We start from the raw sequence: 17,915 nt of genomic DNA, 5'->3' as shown, positions 1-17,915 counted from the left end.
ACGACGCCGCCCCACCGGAACCGCTCACAAGCTCAGCCACCGGGGACTACCGTGCGGTGAGTCAGCCGATGGCTCCGGTCCCCAGCAGCGAGCCGATGGCGAAGGTGGCGGCCAAAGCCAAGGCGCCACCCACCACCAAGCGCATGGCGGCCCTCAGCCTGTGCGGGGAACCGCCCAGCACAGCGCCCAACCATCCCGTGATGGCAAGAGCAATGAGGACCACGGCAAATGTGATGGGGATGGCCACGCCGGCGGGCGGGAGCAGAATGGCCAGGATGGGCAGCATGGCCCCCGTCACGAAAGCCAAGGCGGAGGCAATGGCCGCTCCTATGGGAGAGGGGATGTCGTCCTCATCAATCCCAAGCTCAAAGGACAGGTGGGCTTTCAGGGCATTGTGCTGGGTCAGATCTGCTGCCGCGGCACGTGCCACGTCATCAGACATCCCACGGTCGCGGAGAATCTGCTCCAATTCCGCCAGTTCCTCCTGTGGCATTTCGGCCAGTTCCCGGGACTCCAACTCGATGAGAGCTTTTTGTGAATCCTTCTGGGAGGAGACTGACACGTATTCGCCAAGCGCCATGGACAGTGCACCGGCCGACAACGCTGCGGCAGCCACCAAAAACAGTGCCCCGCGGTCAGCTGATGCGCCGGCAACACCCACCACGGTGGCGGCCACGGAGACAATGCCGTCATTGGCGCCCAACACGGCAGCTCGTAATTTGTTCAGGCGTTCGCTGTAGTTCCCGCTTTGGGGTTCCACGTGGACCCGCTGCTGAGGGGTGCGGAAAATATCCGGGCTGGTATCCGGGTTGCTCTTGTGTGCCGCGTTCATGGCAGTCATTTAACGCCTAACCCAAAGGGCTTTCCAGCTAGGAAAGGCTAGGCTCACTGAGTCCACACCGGACAGTTCAGATGCGCCGGTAATCCTGGGGGGACAGGCGCGGACCCTTGGGTTGCGCACGGTGCCCGGAGGCGCCGATCAGGCGCACCACGCGCTGGCGATGCCCACGCCAGGGCTCCAGAAGTTCCAACATCCGGGCATCGTCACCACGGTGCCCGTCAAAGAACTCGGTGACGTGGTGGGCCACGTGATAGTCAAAAACGCTCACCGAATCAGGGTCTCCGTGAGTCAGCTGCAGCGTCTCCGCAACGGTCCACGGGCCGATCCCGGGTATGGAACCGAGCGCGCGGTGAAGGGCCGGGCCCAAAGGGGCGCTGTCCCAGCGCTGGATGGCGGCTGCGCGAACAACAACAGCCTGCACGGTCTGGGCCCGGGCAGCGTCCACACCTGCTGAATGCCATGCCCAGGACGGGATCTGGCGAATTGCAGGGGCATCAGGGAACACCCGCATACCATCCGGGGCAGGGCCCGGCGCAGGCTGACCGTGGGCCCGGCTCAACCAGCGTTGGGCGCGCACTGCCTCCCCACCCGTTACGCGCTGCTCCAAGACCGTGTTCACAAGGGTGTCCACCAGACGCCCGGTGGAGATCAACCGCACCCCCGGATGCTCACGGCGCGCTCGTTGCAGAACGTCCGGCAGCGTGGACCACGCCGGTGACTCCATGAACCCCTGCCAGTCGTCCCGTTCACCCGTCCACGCCGGTGCCTCCGCCAGAAAAAGCTCCGCCGTGGTGCCCCAGGCGTGAACCTGGATGTCCTGCCACAGTGCGGGCCCCGATCCGCAACGGCTGAAGCGGGCTGTCACGGGGTGGCCGTCACAGCGGGTGGTGACCCATACGGCGTCGTCGGCAGTGATGCGGGCGGTGGGGTGCGAGCTGCCGCGGGTGAGCCCGCGCATGGTGGCGCGCAAATTCACCGGTGAGCTGGGGCTCCAACGGCACTGTGCGGGGGCTGCGGCGGACATGAAGCCATCTTGGCACCGGGGGCAGACAAGCTCTGCGGTGTTGATCATCACCCCGGGTACCCAGGCAGGTGTCCACTACGTTAAGATTGACGTATTCATTCCGGTCCATTCCCTGGATCTACTTGGTTTAACTGTGCACCGATCCGCAATTGCAGGAATCGGTGGTTAGTGGATTTTCCACCTGGTTCTGCCGTCTCCCACACACCCAATCGGTATTGTGAGCGGCGGCCCATGGCGTTGGAACCCCTTGTACAAGCGGTTCATGTTGGGGGAACACCGGAGTCACGTGAGCACCACACCGATCCCACATGATCGGTGGAGCGTGCCCTGAAACCGTAGGGAGCCCCCGCTTTGACTGAAAACACCGCAGAAGAAAACCAGAACCAGACCGCGCCGGAAGAAAACTCCGGGGAACCGGTTGGTCCCACCTTTGCCGATCTGGGCATTGACGGCCGCGTGCTGGCAGCCTTGGAAACCATCGGATATGAAAAGCCGTCGCCCATCCAGGAAGCCACCATTCCGTTGTTGCTGCAGGGCCGCGACGTCGTAGGTCTGGCCCAGACCGGTACCGGCAAGACCGCAGCTTTTGCAGTCCCCGCACTGTCCCGCTTGGCCGAATTGGCTGACCTCAACGGAACCAGCACCTCCACCAAGGTCTTGGTGCTGGCCCCCACCCGTGAACTGGCGTTGCAGGTGGCTGAGGCCTTCAGCTCCTATGCCGTCAACCTGGAGGACTTCACCGTGCTGCCGGTTTACGGCGGTTCCTCCTACGGCCCGCAGCTGGGCGGCCTGCGCCGTGGTGCACAGGTTGTGGTGGGCACCCCGGGCCGCGTGATCGACCACCTCAAGCGCGGTTCCTTGCAGCTTGAAGACCTCCAGTACGTGGTGCTGGATGAAGCCGATGAAATGCTGCGCATGGGTTTTGCCGAGGACGTGGAAACCATCCTGTCGCAAACCCCGGTGGAGAAGCAGGTGGCCCTGTTCTCCGCCACCATGCCGCCGGCCATCCGCAAGATCGCCCAGCAATACCTGCGCAATCCTGAAGAGGTCACGGTCAAGGCCAAGACCACCACCGCCAAGAACATCCGCCAGCGCTACCTCCAGGTCATGGGCCCCCACAAGCTAGAGGCCATGACCCGCCTGCTGGAAGTTGAAGAGCACGACGGCATCATTGTGTTCGTCCGTACCAAGGCCGCCACAGAGGAAGTGGCGGAGAAGCTGCGCGCCCGCGGGCACGCCGCTGCCGCCATCAACGGCGACATCCCGCAACAGCTGCGCGAAAAGACCGTGGATCAGCTGCGCGAGGGCAAGATCGACATTCTGGTGGCCACGGACGTTGCCGCCCGCGGCCTTGACGTGGAGCGCATCTCCCTGGTGGTCAACTACGACATCCCCCACGACACCGAGTCCTACGTCCACCGGATCGGCCGTACCGGGCGCGCCGGACGTGACGGGGATGCCGTGCTGTTCATGACCCCGCGGGAGAAGTACCTGCTGCGTGCCATCGAGCGCACCACCCGCCAGCCCGTGGAGCAGATGCCCATGCCCACGGTCGACGACGTCAACGCCACGCGCCGCCAGACCTTTGCCCAGGGCATCACGGAAGCCATTGAAGGTGAGGATCTGGGGCTGTTCCGCGGCCTGATCGAGGACTACGTGGCCGAGAAGAACGTGGATCCGGTGGAGGTGGCCGCAGCGCTGGCCGTCATTGCTCAGGATGGCCGCCCGTTCTTTGCCGAAGAGCTGCCGGAGCTGCCCAAGCGCAAGGACCGCGAGCGGCGTCGTGAAGACGGCGACGGCGACCGCGGGGGCCGCAACCGCGCGCCGCGCTCCGAGGAAGGCAAGGCCACGTACTGGATGGCAGTGGGCCACAAGCACCGTGCCGCGCCGGGTTCCATTGTGGGGGCATTGACCAACGAAGGTGGCCTGAACGGCAGCGACATCGGGGCCATTGAAATCCGCCCGTCGTTCACCCTGATCGGCTTGCCGGATGACCTCTCCCGGGACGATCTGCAACGTCTGGGCGACATCAAGATCAACGGTCAAAGCCTGGACATCCGCCAGGATCGCGGCCCCAAGGGCGGTGGCTCCAGCGGTGCCGGCCGTCCCCGCAGTGGTGGCTACGGTGACCGTCCCCCGCGTTCAGGCGGTCGCGGTCCCAAGGGCAAGCAGGGCTTCCGGCGCAACGATGGCTTTGGCGAAGGCCGGGACAAGCGCAAGCCCAAGTTCAAGAAGGGCTACTGAGGGCTACCGGCCGGCACATCCGTTGCCGGTCGGTGAGTTCCCACCTGGCTGCCCACTTCCCACAACTGCGCCGACTTCCCACGTTCTAGGGGTTGAATCTGCAGCTGGATGAGAAGTGGGCGGCGGCAACGCCAGGCGGTGAGCGTCAACGGCAGGTAGTGAGCTGGCGCCTCATCTGTGTCTCATGAGTTCCCAGTAACCTTTCAGTCATGGCTGCGCCACCCTGGATGAGGCGATGGACAACGGTGCGGGCGGAGCTACAGTCCGTCCGCTCCCGTGTGCTGGCCACAACCATTGCGTGCATGGCCATCACCTTGACGCTGGTGGGGGGAATCACGCATTACCTCCAGCTGGCGGATCTGGAACATCGCATTGAGCGGGACATTGAGCAGGAAGTCAGCGAGCTGCAACGCCTGGCAGAACGCGGCCCACTGGGCCGTGAGACCCGCGTGCCAGATGGTCCAGAACCGGTTGAAGGTGAGCCGTTCACAGACGTGGACCAGCTGCTCTACACGTTCATGACCACCACGGTGCCGGGTGAATATGAAAACTTCATGGTCATCCTGGACGGCCAACCGGCCTATGAGTATCTAGGGGAATCCCGTTCCCGGCTGGACCACCCGGAACGGGTGGGCGCCGTTCAAGACCGTGCCCAAGCACGCCAGACGGTGATTTTCGATCATGAGCTGGATGGTGAACGCCTGCGGCTCGGGGTCATTGACGTGTCCCTGCCCACCGATGACCGCACGGCGTACCTGGTGATCGGCACGGACCTGGGTGCCCAACGGGAACTGATCTTTGATTCCTGGTGGCGTTACATGGGTATCTCCGCCGGAATGCTGGTCATTGGCGGTGTGATCGCTTATTTCCTGGTGGGCAGGGTCACCGCACCCATCACACGCCTGCGTGAGGCCGCGCAGGGCATCACGGTGGACGATCTCCAACAGCGCGTGCCGGTGGCCCAGGACGATTCAGATGTGGGTCAGTTGGCCCAACACTTCAACTACATGCTGGACCGCATTGAAGGCGGCTTTGACCAGCAGCGTCAGTTCCTTGACGACGCCGCCCACGAACTGCGCACGCCACTGACCATCCTGCACGGAAACTTGGAACTCATGGATGCCGAGGACCCGGCGGATGTGGAGGAGACCCGGTCCATGCTGCTGGACGAGATCGAGCGCATGAACCGTCTTGTGGAGGATCTGCTGCTGTTGGCCAAGTCTCAACGTTCGGACTTCATTCGGGTGCAGTCCGTGGAGGTTCACGAATTCTTGGAAACCACCATGGAGCGGCTACCCGCGTTGGGGGACCGGGACTGGCGGTTGGAGGGAACGGCAACGGGTCAGGCAGTGGCGGACCGCCAGCGCCTGACCCAGGCCGTGCTGCAGTTGGCGGCCAACGCCGTCAAGTTCTCCCACCCCGGGGACGTGATTGCACTGGGGGCTGCATGGGCGGCCGCTCCCGACGACGTCGTTGCGGTCACCGGGGCGGCCTCCCGCCGGTTCCTGGAGCTGTGGGTGCGCGACACCGGAATCGGTATTGCGCCGGCGGACCAGAAGCGCATTTTTGAACGCTTTGGACGGGCAGAAGCCGGGCGCACCGTGGAAGGCTCCGGGCTGGGACTGGCCATTGTGACTGCAATTGCCGAGGGCCACGGGGGTGCTGTGCGGTTGCGCTCCGAAGCCGGCCGCGGCTCAACGTTCACCTTGTGGCTACCGGAGCGGCCACCTACGGAATCGGACCGGGCCACAGCCCACTGATGTAGGCCCACCGACCCAGGCCCACCGACACTGGCGCCGCAGCCATGAACCCAGAGAACATTCAACGGAAAGGACCTGTGATGGCCAATATCCTCATTGCCGAGGACGAGGAACGGATCTCGCGCTTCATCCAGAAAGGTCTGCGTGCCTCCGGATTCACCACCACGGTGGTGGAGGACGGAGTATCAGCCCTGGACTACGCCGCCACGGGCGAGTTTGACCTTCTGATCCTGGACGTGGGCCTGCCGGGCATGGATGGTTTCAAGGTGCTTTCCGTGCTGCGCAGCACAGGATCCACCATGCCTGTGATCATGTGCACCGCCCGGGACACCGTGGAGGACACCGTGCAGGGGTTGGACAAGGGGGCGGATGACTATCTGGCCAAGCCGTTCCGGTTCCAGGAATTATTGGCCCGGGTGAAGGCACGGCTGCGCTACACGGCACCGGCTGCGGCCGAAGATGACCTCAGCTACGGCACGCTGTCACTGGATTTCGGTAAACGCTGTGCCGTGGTGGCCTCCGAATCGGGGGAGAGCCAGCACGTTGAACTTTCTGCCAGGGAGTTCAGCATTGCCACAGTGTTCTTGGAGAACGCGGGGCAGGTGTTGACCCGTGATCAGTTGCTCAACAAGGTCTGGGGCTATGACTTTGACGGCTCCTCCAATGTGGTGGATGTCTACGTCCGGTATCTGCGCAACAAGCTGGGCGCCCAGAGGTTTGTGACCGTTCGCGGGGTGGGCTATCGCCTGGCGGAGATCTGAATGACTCTTCTGGCCAGTGGAGACGAGGTCAAGCCTGTGCTGAGGGCTGGGCGCTAGGACCTGTCCGAGCGCTCAATGCACTTCATGAGAACGTCCTCATGAAGTGCTCATATCCTCATCATCTCCTGTGAGCACAGTGGAGGCTTCAGACGTTGATGAGTCTGTGCCACTGGACTGAACAGCACAGCGGCACATGCCGGAGGAGCGAGGGGACGGGTATGGACAGCCAAGAAGTGCGGGTGGTTTTTTACTCGCATGACTCCCAGGGGTTGGGTCACACCCGTCGCAACGTGGCTCTGGCTCACGCGTTGGCGAACAGTCTGCCCCAGCTCGTGGGGCGTCCGGTGACCGGATTGCTGCTGACCGGCGTCGATTCTGCTGCGATTCGCCACAAGCCCCGGGGCTTTGACGCGGTGGTGCTGCCCGGAGTCACCAAGGACAGCGGCCGGTACGGCCCCCGCAGTTTGGCAGTGGGAATGGAGCACCTGACCGCTTTGCGTTCGGGTCTCATTGAGGCCGCCCTGCTGGAATTCAAACCACATCTGGTGGTCATAGACCGGCATGCGTGGGGTGTTGACCGTGAACTGGAGGCACCGCTGACCCGCCTGCGGGCCCAGTTCCCGGAGACCACCATTGTGCTGGGTCTACGGGAAGTACTGGACACCCCATCCGTGGCGGCCCGCGAATGGGAGAAGGTGGGCGCGCTCGGGCATTTCCGCTCGGTGTACGACCACATCTGGGTCTACGGTGACCGCACCGTCCACGATCCTCTGATCAGTGGTGAGATTCCCGGGCAGCTGGCGGACATGGTTCAGCACACCGGGTACCTGGCCGCCGGGCGACCCGTGGGTCAACGTACCTCCGGCATGAGCCGCCCCTACATTGTGTCCATGGCAGGCGGTGGGTCCGACGGCGTTGACCTCCTCAGCGCGGCAGTCCGGGCGCGTGTACCGCACGGATACCGCCACCTGGTGATCGCCGGCCCGCAGATGGCGCCCGCCCAGGTGCAACGCATCCAATCCATGGCAGGGGAGCGGACCACCGTGGTGGCTTCCGTACCGGATGCACTGGTGGAGGTGATGGCAGCCGATGCCGTGATTTCCATGGGTGGCTACAACTCCGTGACTGAAATCTTGACCACCAATACTCCCGCCCTGATTGTGCCGCGGGAAACACCCCGGCTGGAACAGCTGATCCGGGCCGAGGCCCTGGCTCGCACCGGGGCGGTGGACGTTCTGCGTCTCCAAGACCTCACACCGCAGGCCATCTCCGCGTGGCTGCGGGCAGTGGTGGGAACCGTCAAGCTGCGCCACCAGGTGGACCTCAGCGGTCTGCACACCGTTGCTCAGTTGGCAGCCGCCACGCTGGCTCCCAGCCCCCGGTTGGAAGGAGCACAGCGGAAATGACCCAGCACGGTAACTCTGGTTCCTGGTCCGGCATCCCAGAAGATCAGCACGGTGGCCCAGATAGCCAGCCCGGGAACTCTGGTGGCCAGCCCGGGAACCCGGACGGTCAGCTCAGCAGCCCAGAAGTTCAGCCCAGCAGCTCGGAAGCTCAGCACAACAGCTTTGCAGGTCAGCACCGCATCGGTTATGTGCTCAAGGTCTACCCGCGATTTTCGGAGACCTTCATTGTCACGGAGATCCTGGCACGGGAAGCTCAGGGCGAGCAGGTGGAGATCTTTGCCCTGCGGCATTCCACTGACCCGCGGTTTCATCCGGAACTGGCTCGGGTTCAGGCCCCGCTGACATATGTCCCCCGACCGTTCAAGGCTTCCGAGGCATGGGAAGTGATGGCCCGCGCCCAGCGGATCATTCCGGACTTTGGTCTGCGCTTGGCCCGGTTGTTGCCGGATTTGGCTGAGACCGAGGCTTCTGAGGTGCATCAGGGCATTGAGCTGGCGTGTTCGGTGGTGTACCGCGGCATCACCCATCTGCACTGTCACTTTGCCAATCTTTCCGTCAAGGTGGCTGAAATTGCCTCCCGGTTGACCGGTGTGCCGTACTCCGTGACCACACATGCCAAGGACTTGTTCCACGAATCCGTGAGTCACCCGCGGCTGGAGCGCACTTTCCGCCACGCTGACCACGTGGTCACCATCTCCCGGTACAACCGGTGTTTCCTCAGCAGTAATTTTCAGATCTTCCGGTCAGTCGCTGGGCAGAAGGTGCATCTGGTCTACAACGGACTGGAACTGAGCAGATTCCCGTACGCTGCGCCGTCGAACCCCAGCGGCCCGCTGCATGTGGTGGGGGTGGGGCGTCTGGTGGAGAAGAAGGGCTTTGACGTCCTGATCCGCGCAGCGGCGGTGGCACACCGTGCAGGATTGGAGGTGCGGGTCACCATCGCCGGCGGAGGGGAGCGCGATCAACAGCTGAAGGAGCTTGTGTCTGAGGTGGGACTGGCAGATCGGATTGAGTTCCAGGGCCCGCGTACACAGCGTGAAGTGGGCGAGCTGCTGCGGCAGGCAGACGTGTTCGTGGCTCCGTGTGTGGTGGGGGCGGATGGCAACGCGGATGGTTTGCCCACGGTGCTTCTGGAAGCCATGGCCATGGGCGTTCCTGTGATTGCCACGCGGGTGACGGGGATTCCGGAAGTGATCCGCGGTGGTGACGCTGACGGTTCTGGGCAGACGGGCATCCTGCTGGAGCCCGGCGTCGTCGAATCCCTGGCTCAAGCCTTGACGACCGTTGCCGACCCGCGGTGGGACCGAGCCACCGTGACCCGTGCTGCACGAGAGGTGGTGGAGACACATTTTGACTCGCAGCATCAGGCGGCCGCTCTGCGGGCATTATTACCACCCGTTCCAACACAGTTGCCGCCCGTACCCGACGTGTCATCCACAAGCAGCGATGCCCCAATGTCCGGCCCAACCCAGAGAGCAGGTGTTCAGTGATGCGCTTGGCCTACATCAGTGCGGATCCGGGGATCCCGGTGTTCGGGTCCAAGGGGGCTTCCGTTCATGTTCAGGAGATCATTCGGTGCTGGCGGGCCATGGGGTGGGAGGTCACGGTTTACGCCACGCGTATTGGGGACCAGGTGCCCGCAGATTTGACCGATCTGGAGGTTGTCCATGTACCCGTGCCCGCAGTTCCCGCCGTCGCTGCGCAGGTTTCCGAGGATGACCGCACAGCCCGCGTGATCGCCAGGGAGGTGGCCCAGCAGCATGCCGCCCAGGCCATTGCGGCCCAAGTGATCGCTGCGGGTGTGGATGCCGTGTACGAACGCTATTCGTTGTTTTCAACCGCCTTGGCTGAGGTCACCGAGACCTTGTCCGTGCCAGGTTTCTTGGAGGTCAACGCGCCGTTGATTGACGAGCAGCGGACTCATCGGGATTTGGTGGATCAGCAATCTGCCTATGCCGCACTTGACCGGCAGGTGGGAGCTGCCACGCGCATTGCGTGTGTGTCGGAGCCCGTAGCCCAGTGGGTGCGAACGACTGCCGGGCCAGGCAGTGGGCTGGTTTCTGCGCAGCTGGCCGAGCGGGTGGTGGTGACACCGAACGGGGTCAACGTGCAGCGGATCGGGCCGTCACTGGACTCGGGGATCGGCGGTCCTGATCCGCAGGTGACGGGCACTGGTCTGCAGGTGACTGGCCCCGGTCCGCTTACGACCAGCCCCGATTCGCATGCGGACTCTCCCTCCGCAGAGCGGGTCCCAACGGTGGTGTTCGTGGGCACGTTGAAGCCCTGGCACGGCGTGGAGCATCTGCTTCAGGCGCGTGCTCTTGCCACCCGTGCGTGGCGGCTGCGCTTGGTGGGTGATGGCCCTCAACGGGAATCCCTGACCGATCAAGCCCGGCAGCTGGGGATTGAGGTGGAGTTCACCGGCGCTGTGGCACCGGACCGAATCCCGGACCACCTGATGGACTGCGCCGTGGCTGTTGCTCCGTATCCGCGCACCGAACAGAGCATGGATCAGTACTTTTCACCGTTGAAGATTTACGAATACTGCGCTGCCGCCCTCCCCGTGGTGGCATCGCGGGTGGGGCAAGTCCCCGCGATCATCGACGACGGCGTCACTGGCCTTTTGGTGGCACCCTCCGACCCCGCCGACCTGGCACGTGCGGTGGACGAGTTGGTGGGGGACCCTGGGCGTCGTCGTGCCATGGGGCGAGCGGCGCGGGACATGGCCGTGCGGGAACGCTCTTGGGAAACTGTCCTGGCGGCCATCCTGGCGGACACGGAATTGGCTGTGACCGGTGGGCGCCCATGAGCGGGAAGTCGCGCGGTACCGCAAACCGGATCGAAAAGCGGGCTCTGGGTAGAACTCTCGGCCTGATTCGCCCGCACTTGGGCGAGCACCGCTGGCTCATTGCCGGCGGTGTCCTTGCGCTGCTGCTGGAAGTGGCTTTTCGGGTGTTGGAACCGTGGCCGCTGAAAATCCTCATTGACTCCATATCCCGCTCCCTGGGTGCAGATGCCACCGCGGTGGACACTTGGATTCCGGAAGCCTCCTGGCAGCTGCTGCTGGCGGCCGGATTGGCCACGGTGTGCATTGTGGGCTTCCGTGCACTCACCAACTATCTGGCCACCGTGGCATTCGCACTGGTGGGTTCGCGGGTGTCCACGGTGTTGCGTGGTCAGCTGTTCCGCCACGTGCAAAGTCTCTCCGACCGCTTTCATTCTGGATCGCGTGCCGGGGACACGGTGCAGCGCATTGTGTCGGACATCGGCAAACTGCAAGAGGTTGCCGTGACGGCGGGCCTTCCTCTGCTGGCCAATGTGATCACTCTGGTGGTCATGTGCATTGTGATGCTGATCCTGGACTGGATGCTGGCACTGGTGGTGGTGGGTGCCATCCTGGCGTTCTGGTTGATCAGCCGTGGGTCCTCCGGAAAAATCACTGCGGCTTCCCGCAAAACCCGCAAGGGCGAGGGCGCCTTGGCCAACACCGCACACGAATCCCTGGGCGCCATCCGCGTGGTTCAGGCCTACGGTCTGGAGGAACGTATGGCGCGCTCCTTCGAGAAATCCAATCAACTGGCACTCACCCAGGGTGTGCAGTCCCGCCGTTTGGCCGCAGGGTTGGAGCGGTCCACGGATGTGATCGTGGGGGTTGCCACCGCGATCGTGCTGGTGGGCGGCGGCTGGCGGGTGCTCCAGGAGGAGATGACCCTGGGGGACCTGGTGCTGTTCATCACGTACTTGAAAACGTGCATGAAGCCTCTGCGGGACATGGCCAAATACACGGGCCGTATTGCCCGGGCTGCAGCCTCCGGGGAACGCGTTGCAGACCTGATGGACACCGTGCCGGACATCCGCGACGGCGCGGACAGCGCACCCCTGGGCGCTGTGCGCGGGGAGATCACGTTCCGCCGCGTGGATGCCTCCTACGGTGACCCCAAAGACCCTGGCCGGGCAATGGTTCTGCGCGACATCGACGTCGTAATTCCTCCCGGGCAACATGTGAGCGTGATCGGCCCCTCCGGGTCCGGTAAATCCACGTTGGCCGCACTGCTGGTGCGCTCGCTGGACCCAGCCCACGGTTCCGTGGCGGTGGACGGGCAAGACTTACGTTTGCTCTCCCTGGAGTCCGTACGGGCCAATGTGGCCCTGCTGCTGCAGGAGTCTGTGCTGTTCCACGGCACCATTCGGGAGAACATCCGACTGGGCCGTGAGCAGGCAACTGATGCCCAGGTGGAGGCAGCAGCCAAGGCCGCCCAGGCGCACGATTTTGTGCTGAGTTTCCCAGATGGCTACAACACCGTGGTGGCGGAGCGGGGCTCCAGTCTTTCCGGCGGGCAGCGGCAGCGGATTGCCATTGCACGTGCCTTGCTGCGGGATGCCCCGGTGGTGGTGCTGGATGAGGCCACCACCGGATTGGACCCGCAATCCACCCAGGCCGTGGTGGATGCCATTGCTGAGCTGATTCAAGGCCGCACGTCCCTGGCAGTCACGCATGATGCCGCCATGGCCTTGGCTTCAGACCGCGTGCTGTGGGTTCAGGACGGCCGGATTCTGTTGGACGGAACTCCGGAGGAACTGCTGGCAGATCCCCACGGCGTTTTTGCGGCCTGGGTGGCGCAACAACAGGCCCGTGACGGCTCGGAGGTTCAGGCCCAGACATCGAACAGTCGCGCAGGTCTGGGTGCTGACGTGGTTGCAGGGCCGGCGCCGGATTCCCGGGAGGGTCACCGTGGTTGGTGATGGAGGGCAGCTCGGGCAGCCATCACTGCCGATTTCGGCCGACCGGCTGCCCGGTGTGGCCTGGATTCTTGACCCGAAAAAACTTGTACCGCTGTTTGCCGGGGCTGAGCTGACGGCGGAAACTTCCTATCTGCGCTACAAACCTGGTTTCACGGCGGTGGCCAGGCTCGACATCACCTCACACGCGGACGGTAGCCCCGAGACCTCTACCCGATGGGTGGCCACCTACGCGCCGGAGGCTGCGACCAAGCTGCACAAAGCGGTGGCCAAGGCCCGCGAACTGTACGGATTGGCAGGGGCGGAGCTCATCACGGTGCGGGAGGTTCCAGGCCACCCCGGTCACGTTCTGGCGGTGGGTCGCCTGGCGGCAGATCCCAAACTGGCGGAGATTCTGCGGACGACCCTTGGCTCAGCCGCCCTGGAGGTGGGCAGCCCGGGCAGTCCGTGGGGTCTGCTGCGGTTCAATCCGCTGCGCCGGTTGGTCCTGGCGGATGCCAGCGGAAAAAACTCTCCTTCCACCGTGGTCAAGCTCTCGGCCCGGGTACCCAGTGCCACGCCAACTGTGGCGCAGCTCTTGGCAGCACGCGGTATTCCAGTGCAGACCACGGTCACCTGCCCCCACCTGCCGGCCGATGACCGGGTGCAGTGCTACCCCTGGTTCGGCGACGGCGACCTTTCCACCCGTCCGTCCGAGGATCGCACCCTCAAAGCAGCCCACATGGCCGGTGCAGGGCTAGCGGGAATGCACGGGGCGGACGTGGGGCTGCTGGCTGTGGAGCAACTTCCCGCGCCCCAGGACCCACGGGCAAGGCTCACTGCCATGGCCAACGACTTGGCCCACCTGGATGCGGATGTGGCCCAAAAGTTCACCGCAGTTTCCGGCCGAGTTCTGGAGGAGCTGCGGACTGATCTCCCTGCTGTGCTGCTGCACGGTGACTTCTCCGCGGATCAAGTGTTGGTGGACGATTCTGGGCCCGAGCAGTCGGTGCTGATCACCGACCTTGACCGTCTGCGGGTTGGTGTTGCGGCGGATGATGTGGGCAACGCGGTCTCCGCCGTCGTACTGCCGCATGCCATAGGTGAGGGGCACACGGCAAGGTTCGACCAGCGCCACGTGCAGCTGAATCCGGTGATGACCGCGGTGCTGCAGGGGTATCGGGAGGCAGCCGCGCCCAGTCATTTGGAGGCTCCGGAGGATCACCAGATCCGGGCTTGGGCTGCATTCCACCTGCTCATGCGAGTCATGGAGCCCTTTCGGAACTGTCACCCGGCGTGGGCTACGCAGATGCGGCAGATCATGGACTCCGCTGCGGCCCTGGTACCTGTCACTGTGCCCGCAGCCGTGACCCAAGGAGTTGGCGAGCGGATGACCGTCAAACGTGCCTGGCCCAAGGCCGATGGCGGCTTGACTGCGGAGCTCATTGACCCCGCGGGGCGTGTCCGCGCGGCAGTTTGTACCCCGGACCCCGCAGTCCTGGGGTTACCACGATGGAAGGTCAATCCCTACGGGGAGGACCACAAATTTCCCGGCCTCCGTCAGCTTGCCGATCAAGGGCAGGTGGTGGTCCACCGGCGGGCGCGGCGTGCTGTGGTCGCCATGCAGGACCGCTACGTCAAACTTCTGGCGGGGGAGAAGGCCGAGCCCGCAGCGCGGCTGTCCCACACGCTCCACGAGTTGGGCACCGCCGCCGGATTTGATGTTCCCAGGGTGCTTGCCGCTGCGGCGGATCGTGTGGAGTTCTCCGTGCTGCCGGGGCACAGTTTGCACCGGGTGGGAGCCGATACGGACCTGGCTGTCTACACGACAGGTTTCCACGCATGGGCGCAGTGCTGGCCGGCGTTGGTACGTGCGGAGGTGCCTCCCGGGCAGCTACCTGAATACACCGCGGCCGATGAGGTGAACACGCTGACGGGTTGGGTGCAGCGTCTGGAAGCCTTCCCGTGGTGCTTGGGTGTTCCGGTGGCAGCCTGGACCCGTACCGTGGAGACGATCAGCCAGAGGCTTCTGGACTTGGCTCCCCTGGACTCGGCACAGCATGGAATGGCACCTCGTGATCTTGCATGGCGTGATCTTGCACAGCGGGGGCGGGCTCACGGTGCTGCACCAATGGCTGCAGGCATTCCTCGGGGCGTTGTGCACCGGGACCTCCACGAAAAACAACTCCTGGTGGATGCCGCCACCTCAAGAATCGGGTTGCTGGACTTTGACACCGCAGCCGTGGGAGACCCCGCGCTCGACCTGGCCAACCTGGGGGTTCACCTTGATCTTCACCGTGACCAAGGTTTGTTGAGCCCGGCACTGCACCGGGTGGGGCACCAGGCTGTGGGGACGGTGGCTCAGGAACTCAAGATTTCTGCTGAGCATTTGCGGGCGTATCGCGCAGCCACCCGTGCCCGGCTGGTTTGTGTCTACGCCTTCCGTCCACAGTGGGTGGGATTGGCGCGCACCTGGGCCGAACACCTGGTGCGGGAGATGGTGGCGGAAGTCTGATCCTTGAATGAGCCCGGGAGTCATCTCAGCAGAGTCACAATTCGGTGACATCAGCCCGGGTGCCGTGATCTCTCATCTTGGTCTTATCTAAGTCCGCCACCATGGATGCCATGAAGGTTTTATGGTCCACACTCAGCTTGGTGGTGGTGGGCGCGGTGGCGATCTTCTTGTGGATCGCAGCGGCTGCCCCATCAGATTCCCAGATTTTGCGTGACGGCGTGGTGGTCGAAAGTGGTCCGGCGTCGTCCTCCTCACCCAGCCCGTCAGGCACCGTGAGCACCCCGGGGGAGGGGCAGACCGGCCAAGATGACGAGTCTTCTGCGGATGCAGGCAACGCTGAAACCTCCCAGGGTGACGCCTCAGCGGATGCCGCCGAAGCCCCCGCGGTCCCTGCACAAGCTCCCGCTGCACCGGCGCCTGCTCCGGCCGCCCCCGCTCAGGTGCCCGTACCCGTTCAGCCTGCTCCCAACTACGTATACAGCGGCGACTGGGACGACGACGATTGGGACGATGACGACTGGGATGACGATGACTGGGACGACGACTGAGTAGTGACTCTCGGGCGGCGATTCGGGGTCAGGTCGACTCGTTGCCAGGACCCAACAGTCCGTTCCTGTTGACTCATGTCAAGGTGCCCGTTTGGTGAGCTTGGTTCTTGAGAGGTAAACGGCGTTGCGTTTGGCTTTGCGTTCAACGTTGCCTCGGCGTCGGGCCAGTTCCAGCAGATTGGCTTGGATCAGCGCGATCTGTTCACGAATAGCCACGGGGTCGGCCTGGGCAAGTCGCTGTGCCAGGGCTTTGCTGTCAGAGGCGTCCAGCATGTCGGGGTGATCGCGCAGGATCCGCTGGTATGGGGTGGTGGCGGTGTCGTAGGTCTTGGTGACTTTCGCACCGATGCGTGTTTTGGTGGCGAGTTTTTGTTGGGGGATGAACAGGTTCGTCATGGTCGATTCCAGGGGCCAGAGCTGGTTGAGTAACTCCAGTTCGCGGGCGGTGTCGTAGCGGTTGTAGCCGACACAGCGGCGGACCATGGCCCAGTTCTTCTGCTCGATGTGGGCTTGGTCGTTGGATCGGGTTGGGCGGCCTCGTGTGTAGGTGATCTCGTGCAGGGCGCACCATTTCTGGAGGTGGTGGTTGATGAACTCGCTGCCGTTATCGGAATGGATTCCTTGGATCGCAAACGGGAAACGCAGGTGTAGTTCTTCCAGTCCGGTGCGCACGATGCGTTCGCCTTTGCTGCGGATGCTGATCGCTTCGGTCCACCCGGTGGCGATGTCGGTGACATCTAGGCTGAAGTGGAACACCCCGTTGTTGTCACCGCCCTCGTGCCCGACCAGGTCGATCTGCACGAAGCCAGGTTCGGTCTGGTCCCATTCGGCCCAGGTCTTGATCGGGGTGCTGGCCTTGAGGATCGACCCGGGTCGGGTGTGACATATTCCTTTGGATGAGACCAGCCCTACTCGGTAGGGCTGTAGGCGCCGGTCGATGGTGGCTGGTGACATCCGCAGCAACGCCTCGACTACATCGTCGCTAGCGTCGAGTCGGTCATGCGCGCGCAGTGAGTCGAGCAGCTGCGGTAGGGCTGGTTGGAGGCGTTTGCCTGTGGGGCCATCCAACAGTGCCCAACATCGCACTAGTACAGCGATCACGTCCTCGTTGTAGGTGATTACCGGTTCCCGAGGCTGGCGAGGACCAGACTCGATGCCTGCCACTCGTTGTCGGATCATTTTGCGGGCGTGGTCGCGATGCCACCGGGTGACCTGGCAGATCGCGTCCAGGATCTCGGTTTTCTCTTGTTTGGTGGCCTTGGGTCACTTCTTCACCTGCGAGGCCAAGATCGCCTTGCGTTGAGCCAATTCCAACTCCATCCACTCACCCTGGACCCACGCGGGTACTTTGAGGTGAGTCAACGAAGCACTCCACGCGGGCATCTTGGATGAGTCAACGCGGGACCTTCACGTGAGTACCAATCCTTGGTATTCTTGCGCCATGGCACAGAACACCTCGATCAGCCTGGATGACCACTTCACCGGTTTCCTCGCACAGGAGATCTCCTCGGGCCGTTACCGCTCTGCGAGCGAAGTCGTCCGAGCGGGGCTGCGCCTCTTGGAGGACCAGGAGACTCAGCTGGCAGCACTGCGTTCGGCGCTTGCCGAGGGTGAGGCCAGCGGCGAGGCAGAGCCCTTCGACTTCGACGCCTTCGTCGCGGCGAAGAAGGCATGACCGGCTACCGCCTCACCCCAGCCGCACAGCGAGACCTCTCCTCGATCTGGGACTACACCGCAGAGCGCTGGGACGTCCAGCAGGCTGAGACGTACATTGGTGAGATCCGAGCTGCAGTCGAGCGAGTCGCTGAAGATCCGCGCCGAGGTCGCGCCCGAGACGAGATCCGGGAGGGCTACTCGAGCTACAGCGTCGTGAGCCACACGCTGTTCTATCGCGTGAACGATGCTGCCAAAGCTGTGGACATCATCCGCATCCTGCATCAGCGAATGGACCCTGACCGACACCTCTGACGAGGTCTCTCCGAGCAGTCATCGCTCTAGCGAAGCGAGCAGTCGAGACGGTGCGATAGTAGTGGCCCAGAGCGGTCACTGGCGTCCTGTTGACTCATGTCAAGGTGCCCGCGTGGTTGGGGGTCGTTG

The 17,915-nt window shown here is 63.8% G+C and carries 14 protein-coding genes; 11 read left to right on the top strand and 3 right to left on the bottom strand.

Annotation, left to right across the window (positions count from 1 at the left end; genetic code table 11):
* Positions 1 to 61: 61 nt before the first annotated feature.
* Positions 62 to 832, bottom strand: a complete 771-nt coding sequence (locus Q4G32_RS01585) for a VIT1/CCC1 transporter family protein (RefSeq protein ID WP_303348741.1) — start codon at positions 830 to 832, stop codon at positions 62 to 64.
* Positions 833 to 908: 76 nt separating this feature from the next.
* A complete protein-coding gene (locus tag Q4G32_RS01580) occupies positions 909 to 1,865 on the bottom strand; it encodes a DNA-3-methyladenine glycosylase family protein (protein WP_303348739.1) in 957 nt (318 codons plus the stop codon).
* Positions 1,866 to 2,216: 351 nt separating this feature from the next.
* Between Q4G32_RS01580 and Q4G32_RS01575 the strand changes: the two genes are divergently transcribed.
* The 9 genes from Q4G32_RS01575 to Q4G32_RS01535 all read left to right on the top strand — a co-directional run bounded on the left by Q4G32_RS01575 (position 2,217) and on the right by Q4G32_RS01535 (position 15,818).
* Positions 2,217 to 4,109 (top strand): DEAD/DEAH box helicase, encoded by a 1,893-nt coding sequence (locus Q4G32_RS01575; protein ID WP_441327440.1) that lies wholly within the window; start codon positions 2,217 to 2,219, stop codon positions 4,107 to 4,109.
* A gap of 209 nt (positions 4,110 to 4,318) precedes the next feature.
* Positions 4,319 to 5,869 carry a sensor histidine kinase gene (locus Q4G32_RS01570; protein WP_303348737.1) on the top strand — a complete coding sequence of 517 codons (1,551 nt, stop codon included), beginning with the start codon at positions 4,319 to 4,321 and terminating at the stop codon, positions 5,867 to 5,869.
* An 80-nt stretch (positions 5,870 to 5,949) separates the two neighbouring features.
* Positions 5,950 to 6,630 (top strand): response regulator transcription factor, encoded by a 681-nt coding sequence (locus Q4G32_RS01565; RefSeq protein WP_303348735.1) that lies wholly within the window; start codon positions 5,950 to 5,952, stop codon positions 6,628 to 6,630.
* A gap of 218 nt (positions 6,631 to 6,848) precedes the next feature.
* Positions 6,849 to 8,036, top strand: a complete 1,188-nt coding sequence (locus Q4G32_RS01560; RefSeq protein WP_303348733.1) for a glycosyltransferase family protein — start codon at positions 6,849 to 6,851, stop codon at positions 8,034 to 8,036.
* A complete protein-coding gene (locus Q4G32_RS01555) occupies positions 8,033 to 9,526 on the top strand; it encodes a glycosyltransferase family 4 protein (RefSeq protein WP_303348731.1) in 1,494 nt (497 codons plus the stop codon). Before Q4G32_RS01560 ends, Q4G32_RS01555 begins: the two co-directional genes overlap by 4 nt.
* Positions 9,526 to 10,845: a glycosyltransferase family 4 protein gene (locus tag Q4G32_RS01550; protein WP_303348729.1), complete on the top strand. Its 1,320-nt coding sequence runs from the start codon at positions 9,526 to 9,528 to the stop codon at positions 10,843 to 10,845. The genes Q4G32_RS01555 and Q4G32_RS01550 overlap by 1 nt, the downstream gene beginning before the upstream one ends.
* Positions 10,842 to 12,779 (top strand): ABC transporter ATP-binding protein, encoded by a 1,938-nt coding sequence (locus tag Q4G32_RS01545; protein WP_303348728.1) that lies wholly within the window; start codon positions 10,842 to 10,844, stop codon positions 12,777 to 12,779. Before Q4G32_RS01550 ends, Q4G32_RS01545 begins: the two co-directional genes overlap by 4 nt.
* Entirely contained in the window at positions 12,769 to 15,270 is a 2,502-nt protein-coding gene (locus Q4G32_RS01540) for a phosphotransferase (RefSeq protein WP_303348727.1), read from the top strand. Before Q4G32_RS01545 ends, Q4G32_RS01540 begins: the two co-directional genes overlap by 11 nt.
* Before the next feature lie 110 nt (positions 15,271 to 15,380).
* Positions 15,381 to 15,818, top strand: a complete 438-nt coding sequence (locus Q4G32_RS01535) for a hypothetical protein (protein ID WP_303348726.1) — start codon at positions 15,381 to 15,383, stop codon at positions 15,816 to 15,818.
* Positions 15,819 to 15,896: 78 nt separating this feature from the next.
* On the opposite strand, the gene Q4G32_RS01530 is transcribed toward Q4G32_RS01535, so the two are convergent.
* Positions 15,897 to 16,919: an integrase catalytic domain-containing protein gene (locus tag Q4G32_RS01530; protein WP_303348725.1), complete on the bottom strand. Its 1,023-nt coding sequence runs from the start codon at positions 16,917 to 16,919 to the stop codon at positions 15,897 to 15,899.
* Between the two features lie 340 nt (positions 16,920 to 17,259).
* Between Q4G32_RS01530 and Q4G32_RS01525 the strand changes: the two genes are divergently transcribed.
* Together Q4G32_RS01525 and Q4G32_RS01520 are read left to right on the top strand one after the other, a co-directional pair.
* Positions 17,260 to 17,493 (top strand): type II toxin-antitoxin system ParD family antitoxin, encoded by a 234-nt coding sequence (locus Q4G32_RS01525; protein ID WP_303348724.1) that lies wholly within the window; start codon positions 17,260 to 17,262, stop codon positions 17,491 to 17,493.
* The gene (locus tag Q4G32_RS01520) at positions 17,490 to 17,786 is read left to right on the top strand and encodes a type II toxin-antitoxin system RelE/ParE family toxin (protein WP_303348722.1); all 297 of its coding nucleotides are present in this window, start codon (positions 17,490 to 17,492) and stop codon (positions 17,784 to 17,786) included. The genes Q4G32_RS01525 and Q4G32_RS01520 overlap by 4 nt, the downstream gene beginning before the upstream one ends.
* The last annotated feature ends 129 nt before the right edge of the window (positions 17,787 to 17,915 follow it).

The organism is Kocuria sp. (assembly GCF_030538595.1).
Taxonomy (GTDB): domain Bacteria; phylum Actinomycetota; class Actinomycetes; order Actinomycetales; family Micrococcaceae; genus Kocuria.
Note: the sequence above shows the minus strand (reverse complement) of the source record. Positions and strands in the feature narration are given on the sequence as shown.

What these genes read in the sequence shown, in the direction of transcription:
- Q4G32_RS01535 (WP_303348726.1), top strand. Translation starts at nt 15,381, where the DNA reads ATGAAGGTTTTATGGTCCACACTCAGCTTGGTGGTGGTGGGCGCGGTG.
- Q4G32_RS01555 (WP_303348731.1), top strand. Translation starts at nt 8,033, where the DNA reads ATGACCCAGCACGGTAACTCTGGTTCCTGGTCCGGCATCCCAGAAGAT.
- Q4G32_RS01560 (WP_303348733.1), top strand. Translation starts at nt 6,849, where the DNA reads ATGGACAGCCAAGAAGTGCGGGTGGTTTTTTACTCGCATGACTCCCAG.
- Q4G32_RS01550 (WP_303348729.1), top strand. Translation starts at nt 9,526, where the DNA reads ATGCGCTTGGCCTACATCAGTGCGGATCCGGGGATCCCGGTGTTCGGG.
- Q4G32_RS01585 (WP_303348741.1), bottom strand. Translation starts at nt 832, where the DNA reads ATGAACGCGGCACACAAGAGCAACCCGGATACCAGCCCGGATATTTTC.
- Q4G32_RS01525 (WP_303348724.1), top strand. Translation starts at nt 17,260, where the DNA reads ATGGCACAGAACACCTCGATCAGCCTGGATGACCACTTCACCGGTTTC.
- Q4G32_RS01545 (WP_303348728.1), top strand. Translation starts at nt 10,842, where the DNA reads ATGAGCGGGAAGTCGCGCGGTACCGCAAACCGGATCGAAAAGCGGGCT.
- Q4G32_RS01520 (WP_303348722.1), top strand. Translation starts at nt 17,490, where the DNA reads ATGACCGGCTACCGCCTCACCCCAGCCGCACAGCGAGACCTCTCCTCG.
- Q4G32_RS01565 (WP_303348735.1), top strand. Translation starts at nt 5,950, where the DNA reads ATGGCCAATATCCTCATTGCCGAGGACGAGGAACGGATCTCGCGCTTC.
- Q4G32_RS01570 (WP_303348737.1), top strand. Translation starts at nt 4,319, where the DNA reads ATGGCTGCGCCACCCTGGATGAGGCGATGGACAACGGTGCGGGCGGAG.
- Q4G32_RS01580 (WP_303348739.1), bottom strand. Translation starts at nt 1,865, where the DNA reads ATGTCCGCCGCAGCCCCCGCACAGTGCCGTTGGAGCCCCAGCTCACCG.